This is a genomic window from Rhodovibrio sodomensis (assembly GCF_016583645.1).
Lineage (GTDB): Bacteria > Pseudomonadota > Alphaproteobacteria > Kiloniellales > Rhodovibrionaceae > Rhodovibrio > Rhodovibrio sodomensis.
This window is the reverse complement of record NZ_NRRL01000026.1, coordinates 1-21,381: the sequence shown is the minus strand read 5'-3', so window position 1 is coordinate 21,381 and position 21,381 is coordinate 1. Positions and strand designations below refer to the sequence as shown.

At 68.6% G+C, this 21,381-nt stretch carries 23 protein-coding genes and 1 pseudogene; 13 read left to right on the top strand and 11 right to left on the bottom strand.

Going from position 1 to position 21,381, the window contains the following annotated elements; all coding sequences use genetic code 11:
- Nucleotides 1-152: 152 nt before the first annotated feature.
- From CKO28_RS11315 to CKO28_RS11280, 8 genes are all read right to left on the bottom strand, one after another.
- A complete protein-coding gene (locus tag CKO28_RS11315) occupies nt 153-1,328 on the bottom strand; it encodes a GNAT family N-acetyltransferase (protein ID WP_200340891.1) in 1,176 nt (391 codons plus the stop codon).
- 433 nt (nt 1,329-1,761) lie between these two features.
- Complete coding sequence (locus CKO28_RS11310) at nt 1,762-3,144, bottom strand: glutamine synthetase family protein (protein WP_200340890.1); 1,383 nt, start codon at nt 3,142-3,144, stop codon at nt 1,762-1,764.
- Nucleotides 3,145-3,204: 60 nt separating this feature from the next.
- Entirely contained in the window at nt 3,205-3,456 is a 252-nt protein-coding gene (locus tag CKO28_RS11305) for a hypothetical protein (RefSeq protein WP_200340889.1), read from the bottom strand.
- Between the two features lie 189 nt (nt 3,457-3,645).
- Nucleotides 3,646-5,115, bottom strand: coding sequence for a cryptochrome/photolyase family protein (locus tag CKO28_RS11300; RefSeq protein ID WP_200340888.1), 1,470 nt, complete (start codon nt 5,113-5,115; stop codon nt 3,646-3,648).
- A gap of 232 nt (nt 5,116-5,347) precedes the next feature.
- Nucleotides 5,348-6,136 carry a flagellar type III secretion system pore protein FliP gene (gene fliP, locus CKO28_RS11295; RefSeq protein WP_200340887.1) on the bottom strand — a complete coding sequence of 263 codons (789 nt, stop codon included), beginning with the start codon at nt 6,134-6,136 and terminating at the stop codon, nt 5,348-5,350.
- A complete protein-coding gene (locus CKO28_RS11290; protein WP_200340886.1) occupies nt 6,133-6,444 on the bottom strand; it encodes a flagellar biosynthetic protein FliO in 312 nt (103 codons plus the stop codon). Before CKO28_RS11290 ends, fliP begins: the two co-directional genes overlap by 4 nt.
- Before the next feature lie 33 nt (nt 6,445-6,477).
- Nucleotides 6,478-6,843, bottom strand: coding sequence for a hypothetical protein (locus CKO28_RS11285; RefSeq protein WP_200340885.1), 366 nt, complete (start codon nt 6,841-6,843; stop codon nt 6,478-6,480).
- Entirely contained in the window at nt 6,840-7,202 is a 363-nt protein-coding gene (locus tag CKO28_RS11280) for an EscU/YscU/HrcU family type III secretion system export apparatus switch protein (RefSeq protein WP_200340884.1), read from the bottom strand. The genes CKO28_RS11285 and CKO28_RS11280 overlap by 4 nt, the downstream gene beginning before the upstream one ends.
- Before the next feature lie 247 nt (nt 7,203-7,449).
- Between CKO28_RS11280 and CKO28_RS11275 the strand changes: the two genes are divergently transcribed.
- Both CKO28_RS11275 and CKO28_RS11270 read left to right on the top strand, forming a co-directional pair.
- Entirely contained in the window at nt 7,450-7,617 is a 168-nt protein-coding gene (locus CKO28_RS11275) for a hypothetical protein (protein ID WP_200340883.1), read from the top strand.
- Nucleotides 7,604-8,038 (top strand): type II toxin-antitoxin system death-on-curing family toxin, encoded by a 435-nt coding sequence (locus CKO28_RS11270; protein ID WP_200340882.1) that lies wholly within the window; start codon nt 7,604-7,606, stop codon nt 8,036-8,038. The genes CKO28_RS11275 and CKO28_RS11270 overlap by 14 nt, the downstream gene beginning before the upstream one ends.
- A gap of 196 nt (nt 8,039-8,234) precedes the next feature.
- Here the strand turns inward: CKO28_RS11270 and csrA are convergent, their stop codons facing one another.
- Nucleotides 8,235-8,510 carry a carbon storage regulator CsrA gene (csrA, locus tag CKO28_RS11265; RefSeq protein WP_200340881.1) on the bottom strand — a complete coding sequence of 92 codons (276 nt, stop codon included), beginning with the start codon at nt 8,508-8,510 and terminating at the stop codon, nt 8,235-8,237.
- A gap of 175 nt (nt 8,511-8,685) precedes the next feature.
- On the opposite strand from csrA, the gene flgB reads away from it, so the two are divergent.
- The 9 genes and pseudogenes from flgB to alaS all read left to right on the top strand — a co-directional run bounded on the left by flgB (nt 8,686) and on the right by alaS (nt 18,168).
- Nucleotides 8,686-9,093, top strand: a complete 408-nt coding sequence (gene flgB, locus CKO28_RS11260; protein ID WP_200340880.1) for a flagellar basal body rod protein FlgB — start codon at nt 8,686-8,688, stop codon at nt 9,091-9,093.
- Between the two features lie 77 nt (nt 9,094-9,170).
- Entirely contained in the window at nt 9,171-9,578 is a 408-nt protein-coding gene (gene flgC, locus CKO28_RS11255; RefSeq protein WP_200340879.1) for a flagellar basal body rod protein FlgC, read from the top strand.
- Nucleotides 9,579-9,697: 119 nt separating this feature from the next.
- Nucleotides 9,698-10,012, top strand: a complete 315-nt coding sequence (fliE, locus tag CKO28_RS11250; RefSeq protein WP_200340878.1) for a flagellar hook-basal body complex protein FliE — start codon at nt 9,698-9,700, stop codon at nt 10,010-10,012.
- A gap of 109 nt (nt 10,013-10,121) precedes the next feature.
- A complete protein-coding gene (gene fliQ / locus CKO28_RS11245) occupies nt 10,122-10,388 on the top strand; it encodes a flagellar biosynthesis protein FliQ (protein ID WP_200340877.1) in 267 nt (88 codons plus the stop codon).
- Between the two features lie 19 nt (nt 10,389-10,407).
- A complete protein-coding gene (fliR, locus tag CKO28_RS11240) occupies nt 10,408-11,166 on the top strand; it encodes a flagellar biosynthetic protein FliR (RefSeq protein ID WP_200340876.1) in 759 nt (252 codons plus the stop codon).
- 9 nt (nt 11,167-11,175) lie between these two features.
- Entirely contained in the window at nt 11,176-12,261 is a 1,086-nt protein-coding gene (gene flhB / locus CKO28_RS11235) for a flagellar biosynthesis protein FlhB (RefSeq protein WP_200340875.1), read from the top strand.
- 175 nt (nt 12,262-12,436) lie between these two features.
- A pseudogene (locus CKO28_RS11230) lies at nt 12,437-13,750 on the top strand (response regulator); the annotation flags it as partial.
- 276 nt (nt 13,751-14,026) lie between these two features.
- On the top strand, nt 14,027-15,136 hold the full coding sequence (recA, locus tag CKO28_RS11225) for a recombinase RecA (protein WP_200340874.1): 1,110 nt from the start codon (nt 14,027-14,029) through the stop codon (nt 15,134-15,136).
- 365 nt (nt 15,137-15,501) lie between these two features.
- Nucleotides 15,502-18,168, top strand: a complete 2,667-nt coding sequence (gene alaS, locus CKO28_RS11220; RefSeq protein ID WP_200340873.1) for an alanine--tRNA ligase — start codon at nt 15,502-15,504, stop codon at nt 18,166-18,168.
- 345 nt (nt 18,169-18,513) lie between these two features.
- Here alaS and gcvA read toward each other — a convergent pair whose 3' ends face one another.
- Nucleotides 18,514-19,467, bottom strand: a complete 954-nt coding sequence (gene gcvA / locus CKO28_RS11215) for a transcriptional regulator GcvA (protein ID WP_200340872.1) — start codon at nt 19,465-19,467, stop codon at nt 18,514-18,516.
- A 133-nt stretch (nt 19,468-19,600) separates the two neighbouring features.
- On the opposite strand from gcvA, the gene CKO28_RS11210 reads away from it, so the two are divergent.
- Both CKO28_RS11210 and CKO28_RS11205 read left to right on the top strand, forming a co-directional pair.
- The gene (locus tag CKO28_RS11210; protein WP_200340871.1) at nt 19,601-19,816 is read left to right on the top strand and encodes a hypothetical protein; all 216 of its coding nucleotides are present in this window, start codon (nt 19,601-19,603) and stop codon (nt 19,814-19,816) included.
- Nucleotides 19,817-19,950: 134 nt separating this feature from the next.
- Nucleotides 19,951-21,015 carry an IS630 family transposase gene (locus CKO28_RS11205; protein WP_200340870.1) on the top strand — a complete coding sequence of 355 codons (1,065 nt, stop codon included), beginning with the start codon at nt 19,951-19,953 and terminating at the stop codon, nt 21,013-21,015.
- Nucleotides 21,016-21,178: 163 nt separating this feature from the next.
- On the opposite strand, the gene CKO28_RS11200 is transcribed toward CKO28_RS11205, so the two are convergent.
- Nucleotides 21,179-21,381, bottom strand: a 203-nt coding sequence (locus CKO28_RS11200; protein WP_200340869.1) for a transposase, incomplete at its 5' end; no start/stop codon positions are given.

Below are 21,381 nucleotides of genomic sequence, written 5' to 3'. Positions count from 1 at the left end.
TCGGTGAGCGCTCGGGACAGTTTCAACCTTCCAGGGGATGAAACGACAAGACCGCCCGCAATGATCCAGCGGTCATCAATTCGTGACCCGGCAAAACCGCAAAATAGATTTGACGACGGCGGGATCGCGTTCGCCCCGGACGTCCTCAAGCCTCAGCTTTCCGTCTGCTTGTACGGGCTGTGCTGGCTGAGGCCGGCGATCTGGCGCTCGACCGCGCGGCGTTCGCGCTGCAGGAAGTCGTCGACCGCCTGTTCCAGCGCGGGGTCGGCGATCCAGTGGGCGGAGTGCGTGGCGACCGGCAGGTAGCCGCGCTGGATCTTGTGCTCGCCCTGCGCGCCCGCCTCGACGCGCGACAGGCCCTGCTCGATCGCGAACTCGATCGCCTGATAGTAGCAGGCCTCGAAGTGCAGGAAGTCGTACTCCTCGATCGCGCCCCAGTTGCGGCCGTAGAGCGCGTGCCGGCCAATCAGGTTGAGGGCGCCCGCGACCGGCGTGCCGTCGGATTCTTCCGCCATCACCAGCAGGATTCTGTCCGGCATGCGCCGGCCGATTTCGTGGAAGAACTCTTCCGTCAGATAGGGAAAGCCCCAGCGCTTGTCGGCCGTGCGCAGGTAGAAGGCATAGAACGCGTCCCAGTGCCGGGGCTCCAGGTCGCTGCCGGTCAGGCGGCGCAGCCGCAGGCCCGTCTCCGCGACCTCCCGGCGTTCGCGCTTGATCTGTTTGCGCTTGCGGCTCTGCAGCGCGGCAAGGAAGTCGTCGAAGCTTCGGTAGCCTGGATTGTGCAGGTGGTATTGCAGCCCGATGCGCGGCAGAAAGTCGGCGTTCGCCAGGCGGTCGCGTTCGCCCTGCGTCGGAAAGGTGACGTGCAGCGACGACACGCTGTGCCGGCGCGCGACCTCCTCCAGCCCGGCGACCAGGGTGTCCGCGACCGACTCGCGCGTTTGCGCGGGGAGATCCTGGTTCACCAGCAGGCGCGGGCCGGTTACCGGCGTGAACGGCACGGCGCATTGCAGCTTGGGGTAGTAGCGCCCGCCCGCGCGCTCGTACGCATCCGCCCAGCCCCAGTCGAACACGTATTCGCCGTAGGAGTGGCTTTTCAGATACAGCGGCGCGGCGCCGACCACCCGGCCGTCGGCGTTGCGCGCGACCAGATGCTGCGGCAGCCAGCCGCGGTCGCCCACGGCGGAACCGCTCTGCTCCAGGGCATCCAGGAAGGCGTGGGAGAGAAACGGATCGTCACCGCCGGCGCAGGCGTCCCACTGGGCCGCGTCGACCTGCGCGATTTCGGAAACAACTTCGATCCGGGTGGCGTCGGCGCCGTCGGGCATGGCCTCAAGGTGGCGTGGCGCCGGCGCTGGGACAAGCGCTCGGTAGCGCCTTTCGCGCCAGCGCGATCAAAGGCGGTTCGGATCAGCGGGCGTCGCTGATCCGGAAGGCGTTGTTGTCGAGCCGCTTGTGCGCCTGCTCGCGGGCCTCCAGGTCGCCCTGACGGTCGTCGTGCTGGACCTCGTCCAAGCTCCGGACCGGGCGGCGGAGGTAGGGGCTGAAAGCGCGGTGCGCGCTGTTTTTCCGCTTTTCTTCCACAGGGTTTTCCCCAGATTCATCCGCAAGTTAATGCGTCTCTATTTGCCGCATGGGGCTAAATGTGCCACGAGGCGCCTTAATGGGTGGTTAAGCGCCGGCGCGCGTGTAAGCCGTAGCCGGGGCGCGGATGGCCGGCGGCGCACCCCGAACGGAGGGGTAAGGCTTACCGCGACCGCCCTAATCCGCCTGCAGGTACCATCGGAATTCGAGCGGCGAGGGCTCGCTTTCGAACTTGTCCATCTCGGCCTGCTTGCAGGCGGCGTAGGCGTCGACGTAGGCGTCGCCCAGGTAGCGGCGCAGGACCGGCGCGTCGTCGAGCGCCTCGAACGCGCGGCGCGGGCGCCAGGGCAGGGCGTCGTCGAACGCGTGGCCGGCGTTGCCGGTGTCCGGTTCGCCCGGGTCCAGCTGGTTGGTGATGCCGTGGTGGGCGCCCGCGAGCACGGTCGCCAGCGCCAGGTAGGGGTTGGCGTCCGCGCCCGCGACCCGGTGCTCGATCCGCCGGGCGTGACCGGCGCCGTGCGGGATCCGTAGCGCGACCGAGCGGTTCTCGAAGCCCCAGGACCGGCGGATCGGCACGAAGATGTCGGGCTGGAACCGGCGGTAGCTGTTCGGGTTGGGCGCCAGCATGCCCATCGCTTCGGGCAGGCTTTCCAGGATCCCGGCGATGGCGTGGCGCAGGGTGGCGCTCGCCGGGCCGCTGTCGCCGCCGTCGAAGACGTTGTTGCCGTGCCGGTCGAGCATCGAGAGATGCATGTGCATGCCCGAGCCGGCCTGCTGCGGGTAGGGCTTGGCCATGAAGGTCGCCTGCAGGCCGTGGCGCTTGGCGACGCCCTTCACCACGCGCTGGAACAGGACGCAGTGGTCGGCCGCCATCAGCGGATCGGCGACGTGGCCCAGGTTGATCTCGAACTGACCGGGCGCGTACTCCGCGCTGATCGCGCCGGTCGGCACGCCCTGGGCGGCGCAGGCGCGGGTGATCTCCTCCAGCACGGTGTCGAACGCGTCGACGTCCGCCATGCCGTAGACCTGCGTGCCGGTGTCGCGCGTGCCGGTCAGCGGCGAGATCGGCGGCTGCGGCGCGTCGCCGGGCGCGCGCTCGGGATCGATCAGGTAGAACTCGAGCTCGAACGCCACCACCGGCCGCAGGTCGAGCGCCGCGATCCGCTCGGCCACGGCGGCCAGCACGTTGCGCGGCTCGTAGGGGTAGGGGCGGCCGTCCTGGTTGCGGAACGACAGCAGCACCTGCGCCAGCGGCTTGGGCGCCCAGGGGACCGGCGCCAGTGTGCCGGGGATCGCCACCGCCGGCACGTCCGGGTCGCCGTCGGAAAAGCCGAGTCCGGCCGGATCGTGGCTTTCGCCCACCACGTCGAGCAGGAACGTCGAGCCGGGGAACGCCAGCCCGTGGGTGAAGATCTTGTCCAGATCGTCGATCGGGTAGCGCTTGCCGCGCACCACGCCGGACAGATCGGCGAAGATCGCGTCGACGGCGCGGGTCTCGGGGTGCTGCTGCAGGAAGTCGGCGACCTCCTGCGGGCGTTCCGGCGAAAAGTCTTCGCTCATGCGCGGGGCAACTGGGTTACGGCGGGGAGAAAACGCGCCAGGGCGGCGGCCGGACGGCCGTTACTGGCCGTCGCCGCCGTCCTGGTTGCTGTCGGCGCTCGGCTGGCTGAACGCGCCGTTGCGCACCTTTTCCGGCAGGCTCTCGATGATGCCGGCGGTGGCTTCCTCGCCGTAGTCGTTGACGAAGTTGGTCACGGCGGCGGACAGCGTGACCAGCTTGACCACGTCCGGCTCGACGCCTTCGTCGATGGCGGCCTGCATCGCCTCGAGGACCTTCTTGGCGGCGACGTCGCGCTGCTGCTGCTCGTCCATGGGGGTGGGGGACCTTCTTGTCGCGGTTCGGGAGTGTGGACGGGGGCGGCCGGGCGCGCGACGGGGCGGCCCAGCGGCCCGGCATGTCTAACGACGCATCGTCCCACGGTCACGGACAAATCGCAAATGGGTGGCGGCGACGGCGGGCGTGTCCCGCGCCGGGGCGGCCCCCGCGGCCCGGCGCGCCCGTCAGCCCTGCTTGATCTGCTCGAACGCGTCCAGCGCACGCTTGCGCGCCGCCTTGTGGTCGACGATCGGCTCGGGGTAGCTGTCGCCCAGGCGCACGCGGGCGTCCGCCAGCACGCGGTCGGGCGCGGTCCACGGGGCGTGCAGGTACTTGTCGGGCAGCCGGGCGATCTCGGGCACCCAGCGGCGGACGTAGGCGCCTTCGGGGTCGAACTTCTGCCCCTGGGTGACCGGATTGAAGATCCGGAAGTACGGCGCGGCGTCGGCCCCGCAGCCGGCGACCCACTGCCAGGAGGCGGAGTTGGCGGCGAGGTCGGCGTCGACCAGCGTGTCCCAGAACCACCGCTCGCCCTCGCGCCAGTGCACCAGCAGGTCCTTGACCAGGAACGAGCCGACGATCATCCGCACCCGGTTGTGCATCCACCCGGTGGCGTAGAGTTCGCGCATCCCGGCGTCGACGACCGGGTAACCGGTCATCCCGCGCTGCCACGCGCGCAGGCCGGCGGGATCGTCGGCCCAGGGGAACTGCTTGAAGTTGTCCTTCCAGGTCTCCTCCGGCAGCGACGGCCACCAGTACAGCAGGTGGTAGGAGAACTCCCGCCAGCCGATTTCCTGCAGGTAGGCCAGGGCGGAGTCCTGGCCGCCGGATCGGTCGTCCATGCGGTGCTGCACGGCGGCCCAGACCTGCCGCGGGCCGATCTCGCCGAAATGCAGGTGCGCCGACATCCGGCTGGTGCCTGGCTTGTCGGGGCGGTTGCGGGTGTCGTCGTAATACGGCAGCCAACCGTCCAGGAACGCCGCCAGCCGGTCGTGCGCGCCGCGTTCGCCCGGTGTCCAATGTGCGCGCAGGCCGTCCGCCCAGTCGGGCTCGCGGGCGCCCGGCGCGCCCGGCAGCAGCACCCAGTCGGCAAGTCTGTCGCTCGCGACCGCCGGGCCGGGCGGGATCGCGTTCGGGGCGGACAGCGGGGCCGGCGGCGGCGCCAGCTTCCGTAGCTCCTTCCAGAACGGCGTGAACACCTTGTACGGCTGGCCGCTGCCGGTCTTGGGCGTCCAGGGTTCGAACAGCAGACGGGCGTTGAAGCTCTCGACCGCCACGCCGCGCCGCTTCAGCTCGGTCTTGATCGCGGCGTCGCGTTCGTTCGCCCAGGGCTCGTAAAGCCGATTCCAGAACACCGCCGCCGCGCCGGTTTCCCGCACCACCTGCGCCACTGCCTCGCCAGCCTCGCCGGCGCGCAGGACGAGCGGCGCACCGAGCGCGTCCAGGTCCGCCGCCAGCGCCGCCAGCGCATGGTGCAGCCACCAGCGTTGCGCGCCGCCGGGCGTCCAGGCGCCGGGTGTTTCGTCGTCCAGCACGAACAGCGGAACCACCGGCCGGCCGCTGTCGACCGCGGCGCTCAGCGCCGGGTTGTCGGCCAGGCGCAGGTCGCTGCGGAACCAGACGATCGCGGGGGCTGGGGCAGGGGAATCGGGCATCGCTGTCCTCGTCGCGGGGTGACGCGACAGGCGACCTAGCACGCAGGCGCGCGCGCGCAAGGGCGGCACCCGATGTGTCGCCTAAATACCCGTCGGGCATCTTTCGAGACGGTGTGCCGCGCACAGCTCCTCAAGACGGAGGGGCGTGATGTCTGGCGATAGCTTCGTGCCGAGGAGGCCGGACCGTAGGGTCGGCCGTCTCGCGGCATCGGTGACGCGCGCCGCCGCACGCTCAGCCGCCGTAGGACTGCACCAGCGAGCCCGCGATCAGGTACCAGCCGTCGACCATGACGAAGAAGATCAGCTTGAAGGGCAGGGAGATCATCACCGGCGGCAGCATCATCATGCCCATCGACATCAGGATCGAGGCGACCGTCATGTCGATGATCAGGAACGGCAGGAACAGCAGGAAGCCGATCTCGAAGGCGCGCTTCAGCTCCGAGATCATGAACGCCGGGATCAGGGCGCGCATCGGCACGTCCTGCGGGTTCTCGGTCAGCTCCGCGTCCGCCATGTCCATGAACAGCTGCAGGTCCTGTTCGCGCACGTGCCCCAGCATGAACTCCCGCACCGGGGCGGAGGCCGCGTCGAGCGCCTGCATCTCGTCGATCTGCTGATCGACCAGCGGGACCACCGCGTCCTCGTACACCCGTTCCAGGGTCGGCATCATGATGAACACGGTGAGGAACAGGGCCAGGCTGATCAGCACCGAATTGGGCGGTGTCTGCTGGATGCCCAGCGCCGAGCGCAGGAACGACAGCACCACCACGATCCGGGTGAACGAGGTCACCATCACCAGGATCGACGGCGCCAGCGAGAGCACGGTCACCAGCGCAATCAGCTGGATCATGGTGGAGGCCGTGCTGGCCCCGCCTTCGCCGCCGAAATCGAGGCTGAGCGACTGCGCCGCCGCCGGTCCGGCGGTCGCCACGGCCACACCGGCCAGCAGCGGGCCGAGCAGGCCGGCGACCAGCCAGCGCCGGCGCACAAGGGCGCTCAGGGTGCGTGCAATCCGGCTCATGCGCCCGACTCCCGCTGCAATTGCGCGGCGAAGCTGCCGTCGGCGCCGATCCGGGTTTCCACCACCGTCTCCGTATTCTGGCCCAGGATGATCAAATGCTCGCGGTCGTCGCGCTTGATCAGGACGAGCTTGCGCCGGCCGTCCAGCGGCTGCACTTCGACGATCCCAAGCCGCCGGTGGCGCCCGGCGTTGGTCGGCGCCAGCCGGCCGCCCAGGCCCAGGCGCTTGGCGAGGTAGGCGAGCGCGCCGATCAGCCCCAGCACGAACACCAGGACGAGCAGGAAGCGCAGGTAGGTCTCAAAATCCATGTATGGGGCTTTGCCGAAAACGCGGGGGGCGGGTTAGCGGTGGCCGTCCGACGCGCCGCCAGGCGTGCCCGCCTTGCCGTATGCCCGTACCGCGGACTGCCGGGCGCCGTGCTGCTTCAACTCGACCCCGATGCCGTCCAGCCGGCCGCGCATGGCGCCGCCGATCCGGTCCAGCGCGTCGGTCAGATCCTGCAGGCGCGGCAGGTAGCTCTGCCCGCGCTCGCGCGGCAACGCAGCGATATCCGCACAAATCCGCTGGATGCCGGCCTCCAGCGCCGTCGTCTCGGGCTCGCGGCCCTCGGCGAATGCGGCCTCCAGCCCGCGCGCGTCGGCGAGCAGGGCGTCCAGGCGCGTGTCGATCCCGGTGTCGGTCGGGCCGTCTGTCGGGCTGGCGGTCATTCGGGGGCCTCGTCGGTTGGATGGCCGGACAGGCCGGCGGTGTCGGCGTCGTCGGTCGGGCCGGGCGCGGCCGTGCCGTTCGCCCGGTAGAGATAAGCCAGGATTTCCGCCACCGCGACGTAGGCCGCGTAGGGGATCTCCCGGTCGAGTTCGCTGGCGCGCAGCACCTCCGCCAAGTCGGCGTCGGTGCGCACCTTTATCCCGCGGTCGAACGCCACCTGCAGGATCTGCTCGGCGAGCGCGCCTTCACCCTTGGCGGTGACCGTGGGGGCGTCGGCGCGGTCGGAGTCCCATTGCAGGGCAACCGCGACCGGCCGCCGGCCGCGGCGGCCCGGGGCATCGTCTGTGCGGTCGTCCATCTGCCGGCGCCGTTCCGCTTCAAAGGGCGGGCGCCCGTCGACCAGGGGCGGACGCCCATACCTTGCAGACTGCGGGAAACGTGCTTAACGCCGGGTAAACGGCGTTAACGAATCGCCGGCACCCGATCGCCGGCCGCCGGCGGCGACGCGGATATTGTTCCGGTCCGGAGGGATACCTAGCTATCCTGGGCGGGAGACTGCCGTATCGGCTGTCCGAATCGGCCCATCCGGATCGAGTTGAGAGGGCATGAGCCAGGAACCCGGATTCACCGTCGAAGCGGCGCACGCGCGCGACAAGGAAAAGACCACCGTGTATCCGCCGATGCCGGTCGCCGAGACGCCGGACTACGACGCGCTGCGTGCGCGCGTCTTGAAGGCCACACAGGAGACGCGAGGCAACCTTGGCGACGCATGAGGCGACATTTCAGGCCGGCGGCGAACCGCACTGGCTGCCGCCGGAGCAACTGACCCGCCTGCACGCCGAGGCGCTGGGGGAGGGCAGCCAGGGCCCGCAGCTGACCGACCTGAGCGGGGTCGAACGCGCCCTGCAGCGCCCGCGCCAGCTGTACAGCTACCACGACGAGCGCGACGTGGTGCGCCTCGCCTGCGCCGTCCTGGTCGGGCTGATCGAGGAAAAGCCGTTCGCCCAGCACAACCTGGGCACCGGCATCGCGGCGCTGATGCTGTTCCTGGAGCTCAACGGCTACCGCTGGGCCGGTCCGGACGGGCCCGTTCTCGGGGCCTACGTCAAGGCCCTCGCGGAGGGGCGCTACACCGAGGAGGGCCTGGCGGAGACGCTGCGGCCCGACATTTACCCGCTGCAAGGCGCGGCCTGAGCGGCTGGCGGTCGAGGGTAGCGGCCAGGGGTGGCGGTAGGCCGGAGTCGCTGGGTCAGGTGCGATCCGCCGTGTTGAACGCGAGGTGTGGAACGCGCGCGGCCGGCACGATGGAAGGCCGCCGCGGACCAGCACCCCGACCGCGTTCCGACCGCGTTGCCCGGGATCGCCCGTGACGCCCGGGCGTCTGCGTGCCTTACCCGCCGTTCTTGTCGCTCTGGCCGCTGGCGTCGCCGGGGTCCGCCGACGGCTCGCCGTCGGTGCCGAAGGTGGCGGCGAAGGCTTCCGCGCCGCCCGCGGCCGCGCGGTTTTCTTCCTGAATCCGGTCGTGGATCTCCCGGCGCAGGACGCTCGCGTCCGCGGGGAAGTTGAAGCCGAGCTTGATCGACTTGCCACGGATATCGACGACCGTGACCTCGATCTCGTCATTGATAATGACGGACTCGCCGATCTTGCGGGTTAAATACAGCATCCGGGCAGACTTCCCCATGGGCCGGCCGCTATATGCGACCGTCGTTGCGGCGCAATTTAGCCGGCTTTACCGCTTCTTAACAAGCAACCTGCGAGGTTTGATCCACTACGGGCCCCGGGTGCGAAGCCCCGGGACAGCCGCGCGTTCATAACGGCAAACGGGGCCGGCAAGCGACATGGGTGTGCAGAACTTTACCGTCTTCGATGCCCTGCAGCGCAAGATGGGCTGGCTGAGCCAGCGCCAGGGCGTGCTGGCGCAAAACATCGCCAACGCCGACACGCCCGGCTACAAGCCGCGCGACGTCAACGAGGCGCCGTTCCAGCGGGTGATCGAGCGGATGCTCAAGCCGATGGCGCCGAAGGTGACCCATCCGGGCCACGTCGACGCGTCGATCCCGGACGAGGCGCGGCTCGACGTCGACGAGGCGAAGGAAAAGTACGAGACCTCGCCGGTCGGCAACGCGGTCGTGCTGGAAGAGCAGCTGGTCAAGGTCTCGGAGACGCAGATGGACTACCAGACCATGACCAACCTCTACAAAAAGCACATGGGCATGTTTCGCATCGCGCTGGGCCGCAACCAGTAACCCGCGCGCCGCGCTTGCCGAACCGGTAAGCCGCGGGTCGCGCTTCCCCGAAGCCTGATCGGGCAGGACGCTAGACGATGGATCTCGCCAAGACGCTGCACATTTCCGCGGCCGGCATGAAGGCGCAAGGCGTGCGCCTGCGCGTGCTTTCGGAGAACGTCGCCAACGCCGATTCCGTGGCGCGCACGCCCGACGGCGAACCCTATCGGCGCAAGCTGGTCACCTTCGCCAACGAGATGAACAAGGAATTGGGCATCCATCAGGTGAAGATCGACAAGATCGAGACCGACCGCAGCGCGTTCGGCCAGGAGTACCGGCCCGGCCATCCGGCGGCCGACGACCAGGGCTACATCAAGACGCCCAACGTCAACAGCCTGATCGAGATGTCCGACATGCGGGAAGCCCAGCGCAGCTACGAGGCCAACCTGAAGGTCATCGAAAGCTCGCGCACGATGCTGAGCCGCACGATCGATCTGCTGCGCTAAACGCCTGAGTCTGAAACATTCCGGCGGCCAGGACGGCCGCCGGTCGACGGTTCGCCGGCTTGGCCGGGGCACGTATGCCCGAAGCCCGTCGGCCCAGCTAGAAAGAGAGCCCGGTTCCGATGGCAGTGTCCTACAGCGAGGCCCTGGCGGCCTACAAGCGGGTCGCCGAACAAGCCAAGGTCCAGCCGCCCAAGGCTGAGGGCACCCAGGCGATCACCAGCGACTTCGCGCAGATGCTGCGCAGCGCCGGTGAGGACGCGATCCAGGACGTCAAGGGCGGCGAGCGGATGTCCCTGGCCGCCGCGGCGGGCAAGGCGGACATCAACGACGTCGTGATGGCGATGTCGCAGGCCGAGCGCACGCTGCAGACCGTGGTGACGCTGCGCGACAAGGCGGTGCAGGCCTACCAGCAGATCATGCGGATGCCGATCTGACCCCAGGGTCGGCCCTGACGGACGTTTTCTGACACTCGAACCTGGCCCGCGCGGGCGGCCGACCACGCCGACCCAGCCGCGGGCTTGTTTTAAAGCTGGATCGTTAACCATGAATCAGACCGAAGTGATCGAGGTCGGCCGCGAGGCGGTCTACGTCATGCTCAAGGTGTCGAGCCCGGTCCTGCTCGCGGCGCTTGGCATCGGCATCGTGATCGCGCTGTTCCAGGCGCTGACCCAGATGCAGGAGATGACGCTCACCTTCGTGCCCAAGATCCTGGTGGTCATGGTGGCGCTGATCGTGATGGCGCCGTTCATGCTGAACGCGCTGTCGGCCTTCACGCTGGAGTTGACCGACAAGATCATCGCCGGCGGCTAAGCCAAGGGGCGCGCGGCCGATGTTCCAGGAACTGCTTCCGGCCACGCTGTTTTCGGTGCTGCTGGTGTTCGTGCGTATCGGCGCGGCGATGTCGACGCTGCCCGGTTTCGGCGAGGCTTACGTCACCCCGCGCGCCCGGCTGATCCTGGCGCTCGCGGTCGCGCTGCTGGTCACCCCGCTGGTCTCCGACACGCTGCCGGGCGAACCCGACCAGGCGAGCGTGCTGCTGGCGCTGCTGGCGGGAGAGTTCTTCATCGGCCTGTTCATCGGCACGCTGGCACGGGTGTTCATGTCCGCGCTCGTCACCGGCGGCATGGTGATGGCCTACATGTCGACCATGGCGAACGCCCTGGTGAACGATCCGGCGAGCCAGCAGCAGGGGTCGATCATCGGCGCGTTCCTCAACATCACCGCGCTCGTCGCGATCTTCGGGCTCAACCTGCACCACGTCATGCTCGCCGCGGTGGTCGACAGCTACGTCGTGTTCCCGGCCGGCGTCCCGCCGCCGGTGGGCGATTTCGCCCAGCTGATGAGCCAGACGGTCGCGCGCTCGTTCCTGGTGGCGATGAAGCTCGCCGCGCCGTTCGTGGTCGCGGGCCTGGTGCTGTATCTCGGCATCGGCCTGCTGTCGCGCCTGATGCCGCAGGTGCAGATCTTCTTCGCGGCGATGCCGCTGCAGATCATGAAGGGCCTGTGGCTGCTGATGATCAGCCTGCCGGTGATCATCGGCTACTTCACCGGCGAGTTCGCCGACATCTTCACGGTTTTCCAGCGCTAGGGGCGGACGGTGGCCGAAGAGCAGACCGACAAGAGCCAGAAAACCGAAGACCCGACCCCGAAAAAGCTCGAGGATTCGCGCAAGAAGGGCCAGGTCGCCAAGTCGCAGGAGATCAACCACTGGTTCATCATCCTGGCCCTGGGGCTGATCCTGACCATCCTGGCCCCGGCGATGGCGGGCGGGGTCACCGACACGCTCCGGCGGTTTATCGCCAAGGCCGCGCAGCTGCCCACCGACGGCGGCATTCTGCCGGTTCTGACCGAAACGCTGCTCGACATGCTGTGGGTGCTGCTGCTGCCCATGGGCCTGCTGGTGGTCGCCGCGCTGGCGGCGAACGTCTTGCAGTTCGGGTTCCTGCTGAGCGCGGAAAGCCTAAAGCCGAAGGCCGAGAAGGTATCCCCGATCAAGGGTGCCAAGCGGCTGTTTTCCACCCGTGCGCTGGTCGACTTCGCCAAGGGCGTGGCCAAGCTGTCGCTGGTCGGTCTGGTCGCTTTCCTGGTGATCTGGCCGGAGCACGACAGCCTGCCGCAGCTGATCGAGATCGGTCTGGTGGCGCAGCTGGAGGTGCTGCAGATCTACGCCATCAAGGTCACCGTGGCGGTGCTGGCGGTGATGACCATCATCGCGGCGCTGGACTTCGCCTACCAGCGCTACAAGCACCATGAAGAAATGAAGATGTCCAAGCAGGAGATTAAGGACGAGTTCAAGCAGTCCGAAGGTGACCCGCAGGTCAAGCAGCGGCTGCGCCAGCTGCGCATGGAAAAGTCGCGCAAGCGCATGATGGCGGCCGTGCCGCAGGCCGACGTGGTGGTCACCAACCCGACCCACTTCGCCGTCGCGCTCGCCTACACCCACGGCGAAATGGCCGCGCCGACGGTGGTGGCGAAGGGCGTCGACGAGGTCGCCCGCCGGATCCGCGAGGTGGCGGAAGCGAACGACGTGCCGCTCGTGGAGAACCCGCCGCTCGCCCGCGCCCTGCACGCGACCGTCGAGCTGGACCAGGAGATCCCGGCCGAGCACTACAAGGCGGTGGCCGAGATCATCGGCTACGTGATGCGCCTCAAGGGCCGGATGCCGGCCGGTGCGGGGCGCTGACCCGTGCATCCCGCGCGTCCCGGCTCGAGGCCACACAGCCTTTGCACGGCGCGCGCTTTGGCGCGACTGTGGGCTGGGCGCGCGTTGGCGCCGACGGAAGGGCTGCTGGGTGCCGGCGATACGGGGTTGAGGAGTGGCGGAGGCTTGAACGGCGGGGTTTGGCTTTGGGCGGCGGCCGCCCGCCCGCGCGGCCGCGGAGCCGGACACCGTGTGCCGCGTCTTCGCCACCCCGCTGGACGCGGACGCCGGCGCGGGCGACCCCCGGCAGGAGCGCGAGGGCCACGTCCTGCACCTGATCGACGCGACCGAACGCAAGAACCTGGAGGAGCAGTTCGCGCAGTCGCAGAAGATGCAAGCGGTCGGCCAGCTGGCCGGCGGCATCGCGCACGACTTCAACAACCTGCTGACCGCGATGATCGGGTTCTGCGACCTGCTGCTGCTGCGCCACCGGCCGGGCGACCAGTCGTTCGCCGACCTGATGCAGGTCAAACAGAACGCCAATCGCGCGGCCAACCTGGTGCGCCAGCTGCTGGCGTTCTCCCGCCAGCAGACCCTGCGCCCGACCGTGCTGTCGGTGACCGACGTGCTGCAGGAGCTGATGCACCTGTTGCGCCGGCTGATCGGCGAGAACATCCAGCTCGACGTGATCCATGGCCGCAACCTGTGGGAGGTCAAGGTCGACCAGGGCCAGCTGGAGCAGGTGATCATCAACCTGGCGGTCAACGCCCGCGACGCGATGGCGGAGCGCGGCGGCGAACTGGCGATCCGGACCAGCAACCAGCAGCTGACCCGCCCGCTCAAACGCGAGGGCGAGACGGTGCCGCCCGGCGACTACGTGCTGATCGAGGTGGCGGACAGCGGCTGCGGCATCGCGCAGGAGAACCTGGACCGGATCTTCGAGCCGTTCTTCTCCACCAAGGAAGTCGGCGCGGGGACCGGCCTCGGCCTGTCCACCGTCTACGGCATCGTCAAGCAGACCGGCGGTTTTATCCTGGTCGACAGCGCGCCCAGCGTGGGCACCAACTTCCAGATCTACCTGCCGCGCCACCGGCAAGCCGCCGGCGAGCCGGCGCCGGGCAAGAGCGCGCACAGCCAGGTCACCGATCTGACCGGGATGGGCACGCTGCTGCTGGTCGAGGACGAGGACGCGGTGCGCGCCTTCTCCGCCCGGGCGCTGCGCAAGAAGGGGTACGACGTCCTGGAGGCGAGCTCGGGCGAGCAGGCGCTCGACGTCATGGGCGAGCAGGGCGACAAGGTCGACCTGCTGATCACCGACGTGGTGATGCCCAACCTGGACGGCCCGACGCTGGTGCGCCGGGTCCGGGAGACCCACCCGGAGGTCAAGGTGATCTTCATCTCCGGCTATACCGAGGACTCGTTCCGTCGCAACCTGGGCGAGGAATCCGACATCCACTTCCTGGGCAAGCCGTTCACCCTGAAGCAGCTCGCCGGGATGGTGAAGGACGTGCTCTACGCCGACGCGGGTTAGGGCAAGATGCTGAGGCGGAATCACCCTTCAGCTGAATCGTGGCCGCTTTCCAGGAAGTTAGAGCTACATGCGATGGGGGCCGGCGGTCCGCCGCGGGATCGCTGTTCTCCCCCTCGCAAAAGGCCGTTTCCGCGGAGTCGCGCGCGGATGTTCTCTTAAGTTGTTGTTTTGTTCTTGTCTTGCGTGAACGAACCCGGTACAATGAAACCGACGCGAACCGGTCCACCACGCGTTGCCCCGGCCGCGAAGGCTGTGGGATAAGGGGGGCATCCACTCATGTCGCAGCAGAACGTTTTATCCTTGGCCAACAAGAAATCGTCCTACAAGCAGCCGAATTCCGACCAGGACAAGAGCAAGGCGCTGGACGCCGCGCTCGGGCAGATCGAGCGCGCCTTCGGCAAGGGCTCGGTGATGCGCCTGGGCGACCGCGAGCAGGTGGTCGAGGCGGAGACCGTCTCCACCGGCTCGCTCGGGCTCGACATCGCGCTCGGCATCGGCGGCCTGCCGCGCGGCCGGGTGGTCGAGATCTACGGGCCGGAGTCGTCGGGGAAGACGACGCTGGCGCTGCACGTCGTTGCCGAGGCGCAGAATGCCGGCGGCACCTGCGCCTTCGTCGACGCCGAGCACGCGCTCGATCCGACCTACGCCAAGAAGCTGGGCTGCGACGTCGAGGAGCTGCTGATCTCCCAGCCCGACGCCGGCGAGCAGGCGCTGGAGATCGCCGACACGCTGGTGCGCTCGGGCGCGATCGACGTGCTGGTGATCGACTCGGTGGCCGCCCTGGTGCCGCGCGCCGAGCTTGAAGGCGAGATGGGCGACAGCCAGCCCGGCCTGCAGGCGCGCCTGATGAGCCAGGCGCTGCGCAAGCTGACCAGTTCGATCGCGCGCTCCAACACCATGGTGGTGTTCATCAACCAGATCCGGATGAAGATCGGCGTCATGTTCGGCTCGCCGGAGACCACCACCGGCGGCAACGCGCTCAAGTTCTACAGCTCGGTACGTCTCGACATCCGCCGGATCGGGTCGATCAAGGACCGCGACACCGTGGTCGGCAACCAGACCAAGGTGAAAGTGGTCAAGAACAAGATGGCGCCGCCGTTCCGCACGGTGGAGTTCGACATCATGTACGGCGAGGGCATCTCGAAGACCGGCGAACTGCTCGACCTCGGCGTGTCCGCCAACATCGTCGAGAAGGCCGGCGCCTGGTTCTCCTACAACGGCCAGCGGATCGGCCAGGGCCGCGAGAACGCCAAGAAGTTCCTCAAGGAAAACCCGCAGATCGCCAAGGAGGTCGAGGACAAGATCCGCGAGAACGCGGGCCTCGTCGCCTCCAACATGCTGGAAGGCCCGGACGACCCGAGTGGCGAGTACGACGCCCAGGGCTAGTCGGCGCTAATGCGGGCCAAGGCGCTCGGATCGCGCCGGGCCGAACGGCGGTTGTGACCAAGATGCTGTAGGGGGGATTGCGGCGATTGCGGCAATCCACCGCCGGTGCCGCGGCGCCGGCGCGCTCAACGCGCGCTGCCAACGCCCAAAGCCGTCGGGACCGGTCTCGACCGGACGCGGTTCCCTATCCCTGTCCGAGTCCGCGTCCGGGGCCGTGTCCGGGGCCGCCCACGGGCGCGGGTGGACAGCGCGGCGGGCCACTGGCTACATAGCCGGCCAGAACACCGGCATCCGCGCCGGCCACGCCCGCGACGGTCGTCTCCGCCGCGGGCGCGGCCGGGCGCGGCAGGCACGCGAAGGGGATCATGACCACCACCAACGAAATCCGCCGCCAGTTCCTGGATTACTTCGGCCGGCACGACCACGAGATCGTGCAGTCGGCGCCGCTGGTGCCGCGCAACGACCCGACGTTGCTGTTCACCAACGCCGGGATGGTCCCGTTCAAGAACGTCTTCACTGGCCAGGAGCACCGCAGCTACACCCGCGCGGTGTCCTCGCAGAAATGCGTGCGCGCCGGCGGCAAGCACAACGACCTGGAGAACGTCGGCTACACCGCCCGGCACCACACCTTCTTCGAGATGCTGGGCAACTTCTCGTTCGGCGACTATTTCAAGGAACGCGCGATCGAGCTCGCCTGGCAGATGGTCACCCAGGAGTTCGGCCTGCCCAAGGACCGGCTGCTGGCGACCGTCTACGTCGACGACGACGACGCCTTCGAATTGTGGAAGAAGATCGCCGGCCTGCCGGAGGACCGGATCCTGCGGATCGCCGGCTCCGACAACTTCTGGTCGATGGGCGATACCGGCCCCTGCGGGCCGTGCTCGGAGATCTTCTTCGACCAGGGCCCCGAGCTTGCCGGCGGCCTGCCCGGCACGCCCGAGGAGGACGAGGGCGAACGCTACAAGGAGATCTGGAACCTCGTCTTCATGCAGTACGATCAGCCCGAGCCCGGGCAGAAGGTCGACCTGCCGCGCCCGTCGATCGACACCGGCATGGGCCTGGAGCGGATCGCCGCCGTCCTGCAGGGCAAGCAGGACAACTACGATATCTACCTGCTGCGCCGCCTGATCGAGGGCTCGGCCGAGCTGTCGGGGGTCGAGCCGGACGGCGACTTTCGTCCCTCGCACAAGGTGATCGCCGACCACCTGCGCGCGACCACCTTCCTGATGGCGGACGGCGTGCTGCCGTCGAACGAGGGCCGCGGCTACGTGCTGCGCCGGATCATGCGCCGAGCGATGCGCCACGTGCACAAGCTGGGCGTGCGCGAGCCGATGATCTACAAGATGGTGCCCGAGCTGACCCACCTGATGGGCGAGCATTTCCCGGAGATCCGCCGGGCCGAGGCGCTGGTCACCGAGACCCTGAAGATGGAGGAGGGCCGGTTCCAGGAGACGCTCGACCGCGGCCTGCGCCTGCTCGAGGACGAGACCGCGCGGCTGGGCGCGGGCGGCACCCTGCCGGGCGAGGTTGCGTTCAAGCTGTACGACACCTACGGCTTTCCGCTCGACCTGACCCGCGACATCCTGCGCGGCGAGAACCTGGGCCTGGACGAGCAGGGCTTCGAGACCGCGATGGAGGAGCAGCGCCGCAAGGCCCGCGCGGCCTGGGCCGGCTCCGGCGAGCAGGCTGACGAGAAAGTCTGGTTCGCCGTGCGCGACCACTATGGCGCGACCGAATTCCTGGGCTATGAAACCGACGCGGCCGAGGGGGCGATCCTGACCCTGGTCAAGGACGGCCAGCAGGTGAGCGAGATCGCCGCGGGCGAGACCGGCTTCCTGATCGCCAACCAGACCCCGTTCTACGGCGAGTCCGGCGGCCAGGTCGGCGACACCGGGACGGTGCTGGCCGAAGGCGGCGCCAAGGCCCGCGTCACCGACACCCAGAAGAAGGTCGGCGACCTGCACGTGCACACGGTCGAGGTCGAAAGCGGCACGCTGAAAGCCGGCGAGCCCGCGCACCTGGCGATCGACGCCGAGCGGCGCACCCGCCTGCGCGCGCACCACTCCGCCACCCACCTGCTGCACGAAGCGCTGCGCCGGCGCCTGGGCGCGCACGTCACGCAGAAGGGCTCGCTGGTCGCCCCCGACCGGCTGCGCTTCGACATCTCGCAGCCCAAGCCGGTCAAGGAGGGCGACCTGCGCGCCGTCGAGGCCGAGGTCAACGCCCGGATCCGCGGCGACACCCCGGTCGAGACCCGCTTCATGGGCAAGGACGAGGCCATGGAGGCGGGCGCCATGGCGCTGTTCGGCGAGAAGTACGGCGAGGAGGTCCGGGTGATCTCGATGGGCGGCTTCGACGAAGGCGCCAACACGCCCTACTCGATCGAGCTGTGCGGCGGCACGCACGTCGCGCGCACCGGCGAGATCGGCTTCTTCAAGATCGTCCGCGAGGAGGGCCCCGGCGCCGGCGTCCGCCGGATCGAGGCGGTCGCCCACGACGCCGCCGAACGGTTCGTGCGCGAGCAGGAGCAGCAAATCAAGACGGCGGCGAGCCACCTGCGGACCACCCCGGGCGAACTGACCAACCGGATCGACCAGCTGCTGGACGAGCGCAAGCGTCTGGAGCGCGACCTCTCCGAGGCCCGCAAGAAGCTCGCCGCCGGCGGTTCCGGCGGGCCAGCCGTGGAAACCCGGGAGGTCGGCGGCATCAAGCTCGCCTGCCAGGTGGTCGCCGATGTCCCGCCGGGCGAGCTCAAGGGCATGGCCGACGAACTGAAGAAGCAGATCGGCTCCGGCGTCGCCGCCGTCGCGACATCCTACGACGGCAAGGCCTCGCTCGTGGTCGGCGTGACCGGCGACCTGACCGGCACCGTCTCCGCGGTCGATTTGGTCCGGGCCGGCGCGGCCGCGCTCGGCGGCAAGGGCGGCGGCGGCCGCCCCGACATGGCCCAGGCCGGCGGCCCCAACCCCGACGCCGGCCAAGCGGCGATGCAGGCGATCGAGAACGCACTGAAGGAGACGGTCGCGGCGTAGCTGCGGCCTGTCGCCGCTGCACGGCGCATCGGCGGGCCGCCTTTCCGCGCCTCGGAGAGACGTCCGCCCGGCATGTCGAGCCCCCGGGTGGGGTCCTTCGACACGCACGCCGTCGGCGTCCTATTCGGGATCAAGCCTGAGGTGTGTTGGGAGCTTACCGTTATCTTCAGGCGGAATAGCCCGTCCTGACCTTATCGAAGGGCCGGCGTCTCGAAGCACGTCCCACGGGCGGCTCCTGCCCGCGACGTCGGCTCTCCCACCGGTCTGCCCGGGCGATCGCCGTAGCTTTGAATCGCCGCGTCCGCGGCCTTCCGTTGTGCGCCGGTCGGCGTCGCGGCGCCCGGCCTATGAGACTTCCGCGGTCACCGCCGCCGCCAACAATGGGTCGTCGGCCTGGCCGCGGGCCTGTTCGACCAGCCAATCCACCATCGCGCTGACCCGCGGCTGCTGCGCCAGGGCCTGCGTGGCGACGGCGTAGTAGCTAAAGCGCGTGCGCACGATCGGGCCGAACGGGCGCACCAGGCGCGCGTGTTCCAGATCGTCCCGGACCAGCGACAGCCGGCCGAGCGCCACCCCCTGGCCAGCGGTCGCCGCCTGCAGGACGAGCGCGGCATCGGAGAAGTGTCGGGCCGGCCCGTCGGGCACGGTCGTGCCGGCCGCCCGGCACCAGACGACCCAGCCCGGATCCTCCACGGTGTCGTCGACCTTGTCGTGCAGCAGCACCTGGCCCGATAGGTCGGAAGGCGTACGCAAGGGCGGATCGCCGTCGACGCGGGCTGGCGCGCAGACCGGAAAGATCGCCTCGTCCATCAGGTGGGTCGCGACCAGCCCGTGCGCTTCGGCGCGTTCGCGGGTGGTGAAGCGCACCGCGAGGTGGAAGTTTTCCCGGTGCAGGTCGGCCGGCCGGTCGCTCGCGGACACCAGCACGTCCAGTTCGGGATGCCGGGCGTGGAAGTCGGGCAGGCGCGGCAGCAGCCAGCGGGCGGTCAGCGACTGCAGCGCGGTCAGGTGGATCGGCCCGCGGCGCGCGCGGTCGGCGACCGCGGCGGTGCTGGCGGCGATCCGGTCCAGTCCGTCGCGCAGCCCGGGCAGATAGGCGCGCCCGGAGTCGGTCAGCTCGATCCGGCGGTTGGCGCGGTGGAACAACTGCACCCCCAGCCAGTCCTCCAGCGCGCGCACCTGATGGCTGACGGCCGCCTGGGTAACCGCCAGTTCGTCGGCGGCCAGGGTGAACGACAGGTGCCGCGCGGCCGCCTCGAAGGCCTTGGCGGCGTTCAGCGGCGGCAACCGTCGGGTCATCGCGCGGGCTCCGGTCTCGCATTAGGTAGGTTTATGCGAGCCAGAGATATCGTCGTTTGTGCGGTTTGGCAATTCGCCGGATTGTTTCCGCAATGGCCCGGGCGTTCCGGGCTCTGGCACGAGGAGACTGCAGATGAGCTGTACCGATCTGACGCGCGACCGGTGCCACGCCGCGCCCGTCGCGTCCTGGGCGTGGCCGCGGGGCCTGTGGCGGACCTTGGTCCGTTGGCGCCGGCGGGCGGTGGAACGCCGGCAACTGGCGCAGCTGCCGCGCGAGCGTTGGCTGGACATCGCCAGGGACCCGGATGCGATCCGCCGGGAGATCGCCAAGCCGTTCTGGCGGCCGTGACCGCGTCCGGACTGTCAGCGCAAGATCGATCAACGCCGACCCGGCCGGCATCGTGAATTTTGCGCTATACCCAGAGTCTGTGGGAACCCGAATTCGGGCTTGACGCGAGGTAGGTTCGGGATTCTGCTCTGAGCATGATACGCCCCGGTTTCCTCTCCCTCGAAGATCGCCGCGAACTCGAAGCGTGCGTGCGTCGGCATCGCGTGGACCACGGCGTTGCACGGCGGGCAAATGCCCTTCTGCTGCTGGATGACGGCAAAAGTTGCGCCCAGATCGCGGAGTTCCTGTATCTGGACGACGATACGATACGGGGATGGCACAAGGCGTATCAGCGCGACGGCTGGGAAGCTCTGGCTCGGGATGATTGGCAAGGCAGCCAATCCCGCATGACGGCCGTGCAGGAAGCCGAGCTGAGCGCTTGGCTGGAAGCGCAGTTTTGCCGATCCACCGCGCCGGTCAGGGCGTACATCGCCACCGAGTTCGGCCTGGAGTACTCACACTCGGGCTGCATCAAGCTTTTGGCCCGGCTGGGGTTCGAATATCGCAAGCCAAAGCCGCTGCCAAAGGTGGCATCGGCGGAAAAGCAGGCGGCGTTCATCGCGCATTACGAGCGCCTGATGCGCGAGCTGAGCGCTGATGAAGCGGTGTATTTCGCCGACGCCGTCCACCCGGAGTATCAGACCAAGCCCGCGTCCGGCTGGGTGAAGAACGGCTCGAACCCCGCCGTCCAAACCACGCCCGGCCGTGGCCGGGTGAACATCCACGGCGCGCTCAACCTGGAAACCTTCGACGCGCCTTTTGTCGAGCCGGACACCGTCGACGGGGCCAGCGCGGCCCAGCTTCTCGCCAAGATCGAGGCGCGCAATCCCGACAAACGTGTGATCCACGTCATCTGGGACAACGCGGCTTACCACAAAGGGCCGGACGTCAGGGAATTCCTGGCGCGTCCCGAGTGTCGCGTTCACCTGATCCAGCTCCCGCCCTATTGCCCGCACTTGAACCCGATCGAGCGATTATGGGCGGTCATGCATCAGCGCGTGACGCACAACCGTCATTACCCCACCCGGAAACAATTCGCCGATGCTATCCTGGTGTTCTTTCGAGACACTATTCCAAGAGAATGGAAGACATTCAGGGAACAGGTGTCCGACAACTTCCGCATCATAACCCACCAAGATTTTCGGATTTTGGAAGGTTAGGGGTATAACGTCCTGACGGAAAGAAAAAATTCAGCTGACGGTGGTCCTTCCGCTCAGCGTATTGCCCGACGCCGCCAAGCGGCCACGAAAACGCCCGGCCGCGGGGGACCGCGCGCCGGGCGTTTCAAGCCTCAGAGTCAGACTCGGAACTAATTCGGCGTTTTCAGGCTCTTCCGAGGCGGTGGACGAGGAGCTGGATATTCGCGAGGTATACCCAGCTTTCGGCTGAAGCGAGGCTGGTCTCGAAGTCCTTACCGAGCCGCCGGTTACGGTTCAGCCAGGCCAGTGTGCGCTCAACCACCCAGCGTCGGGGTAGAACCTCGAAGCCTTGTGCCGTATCGCTTCGACGGACGATCTCGATGGTCC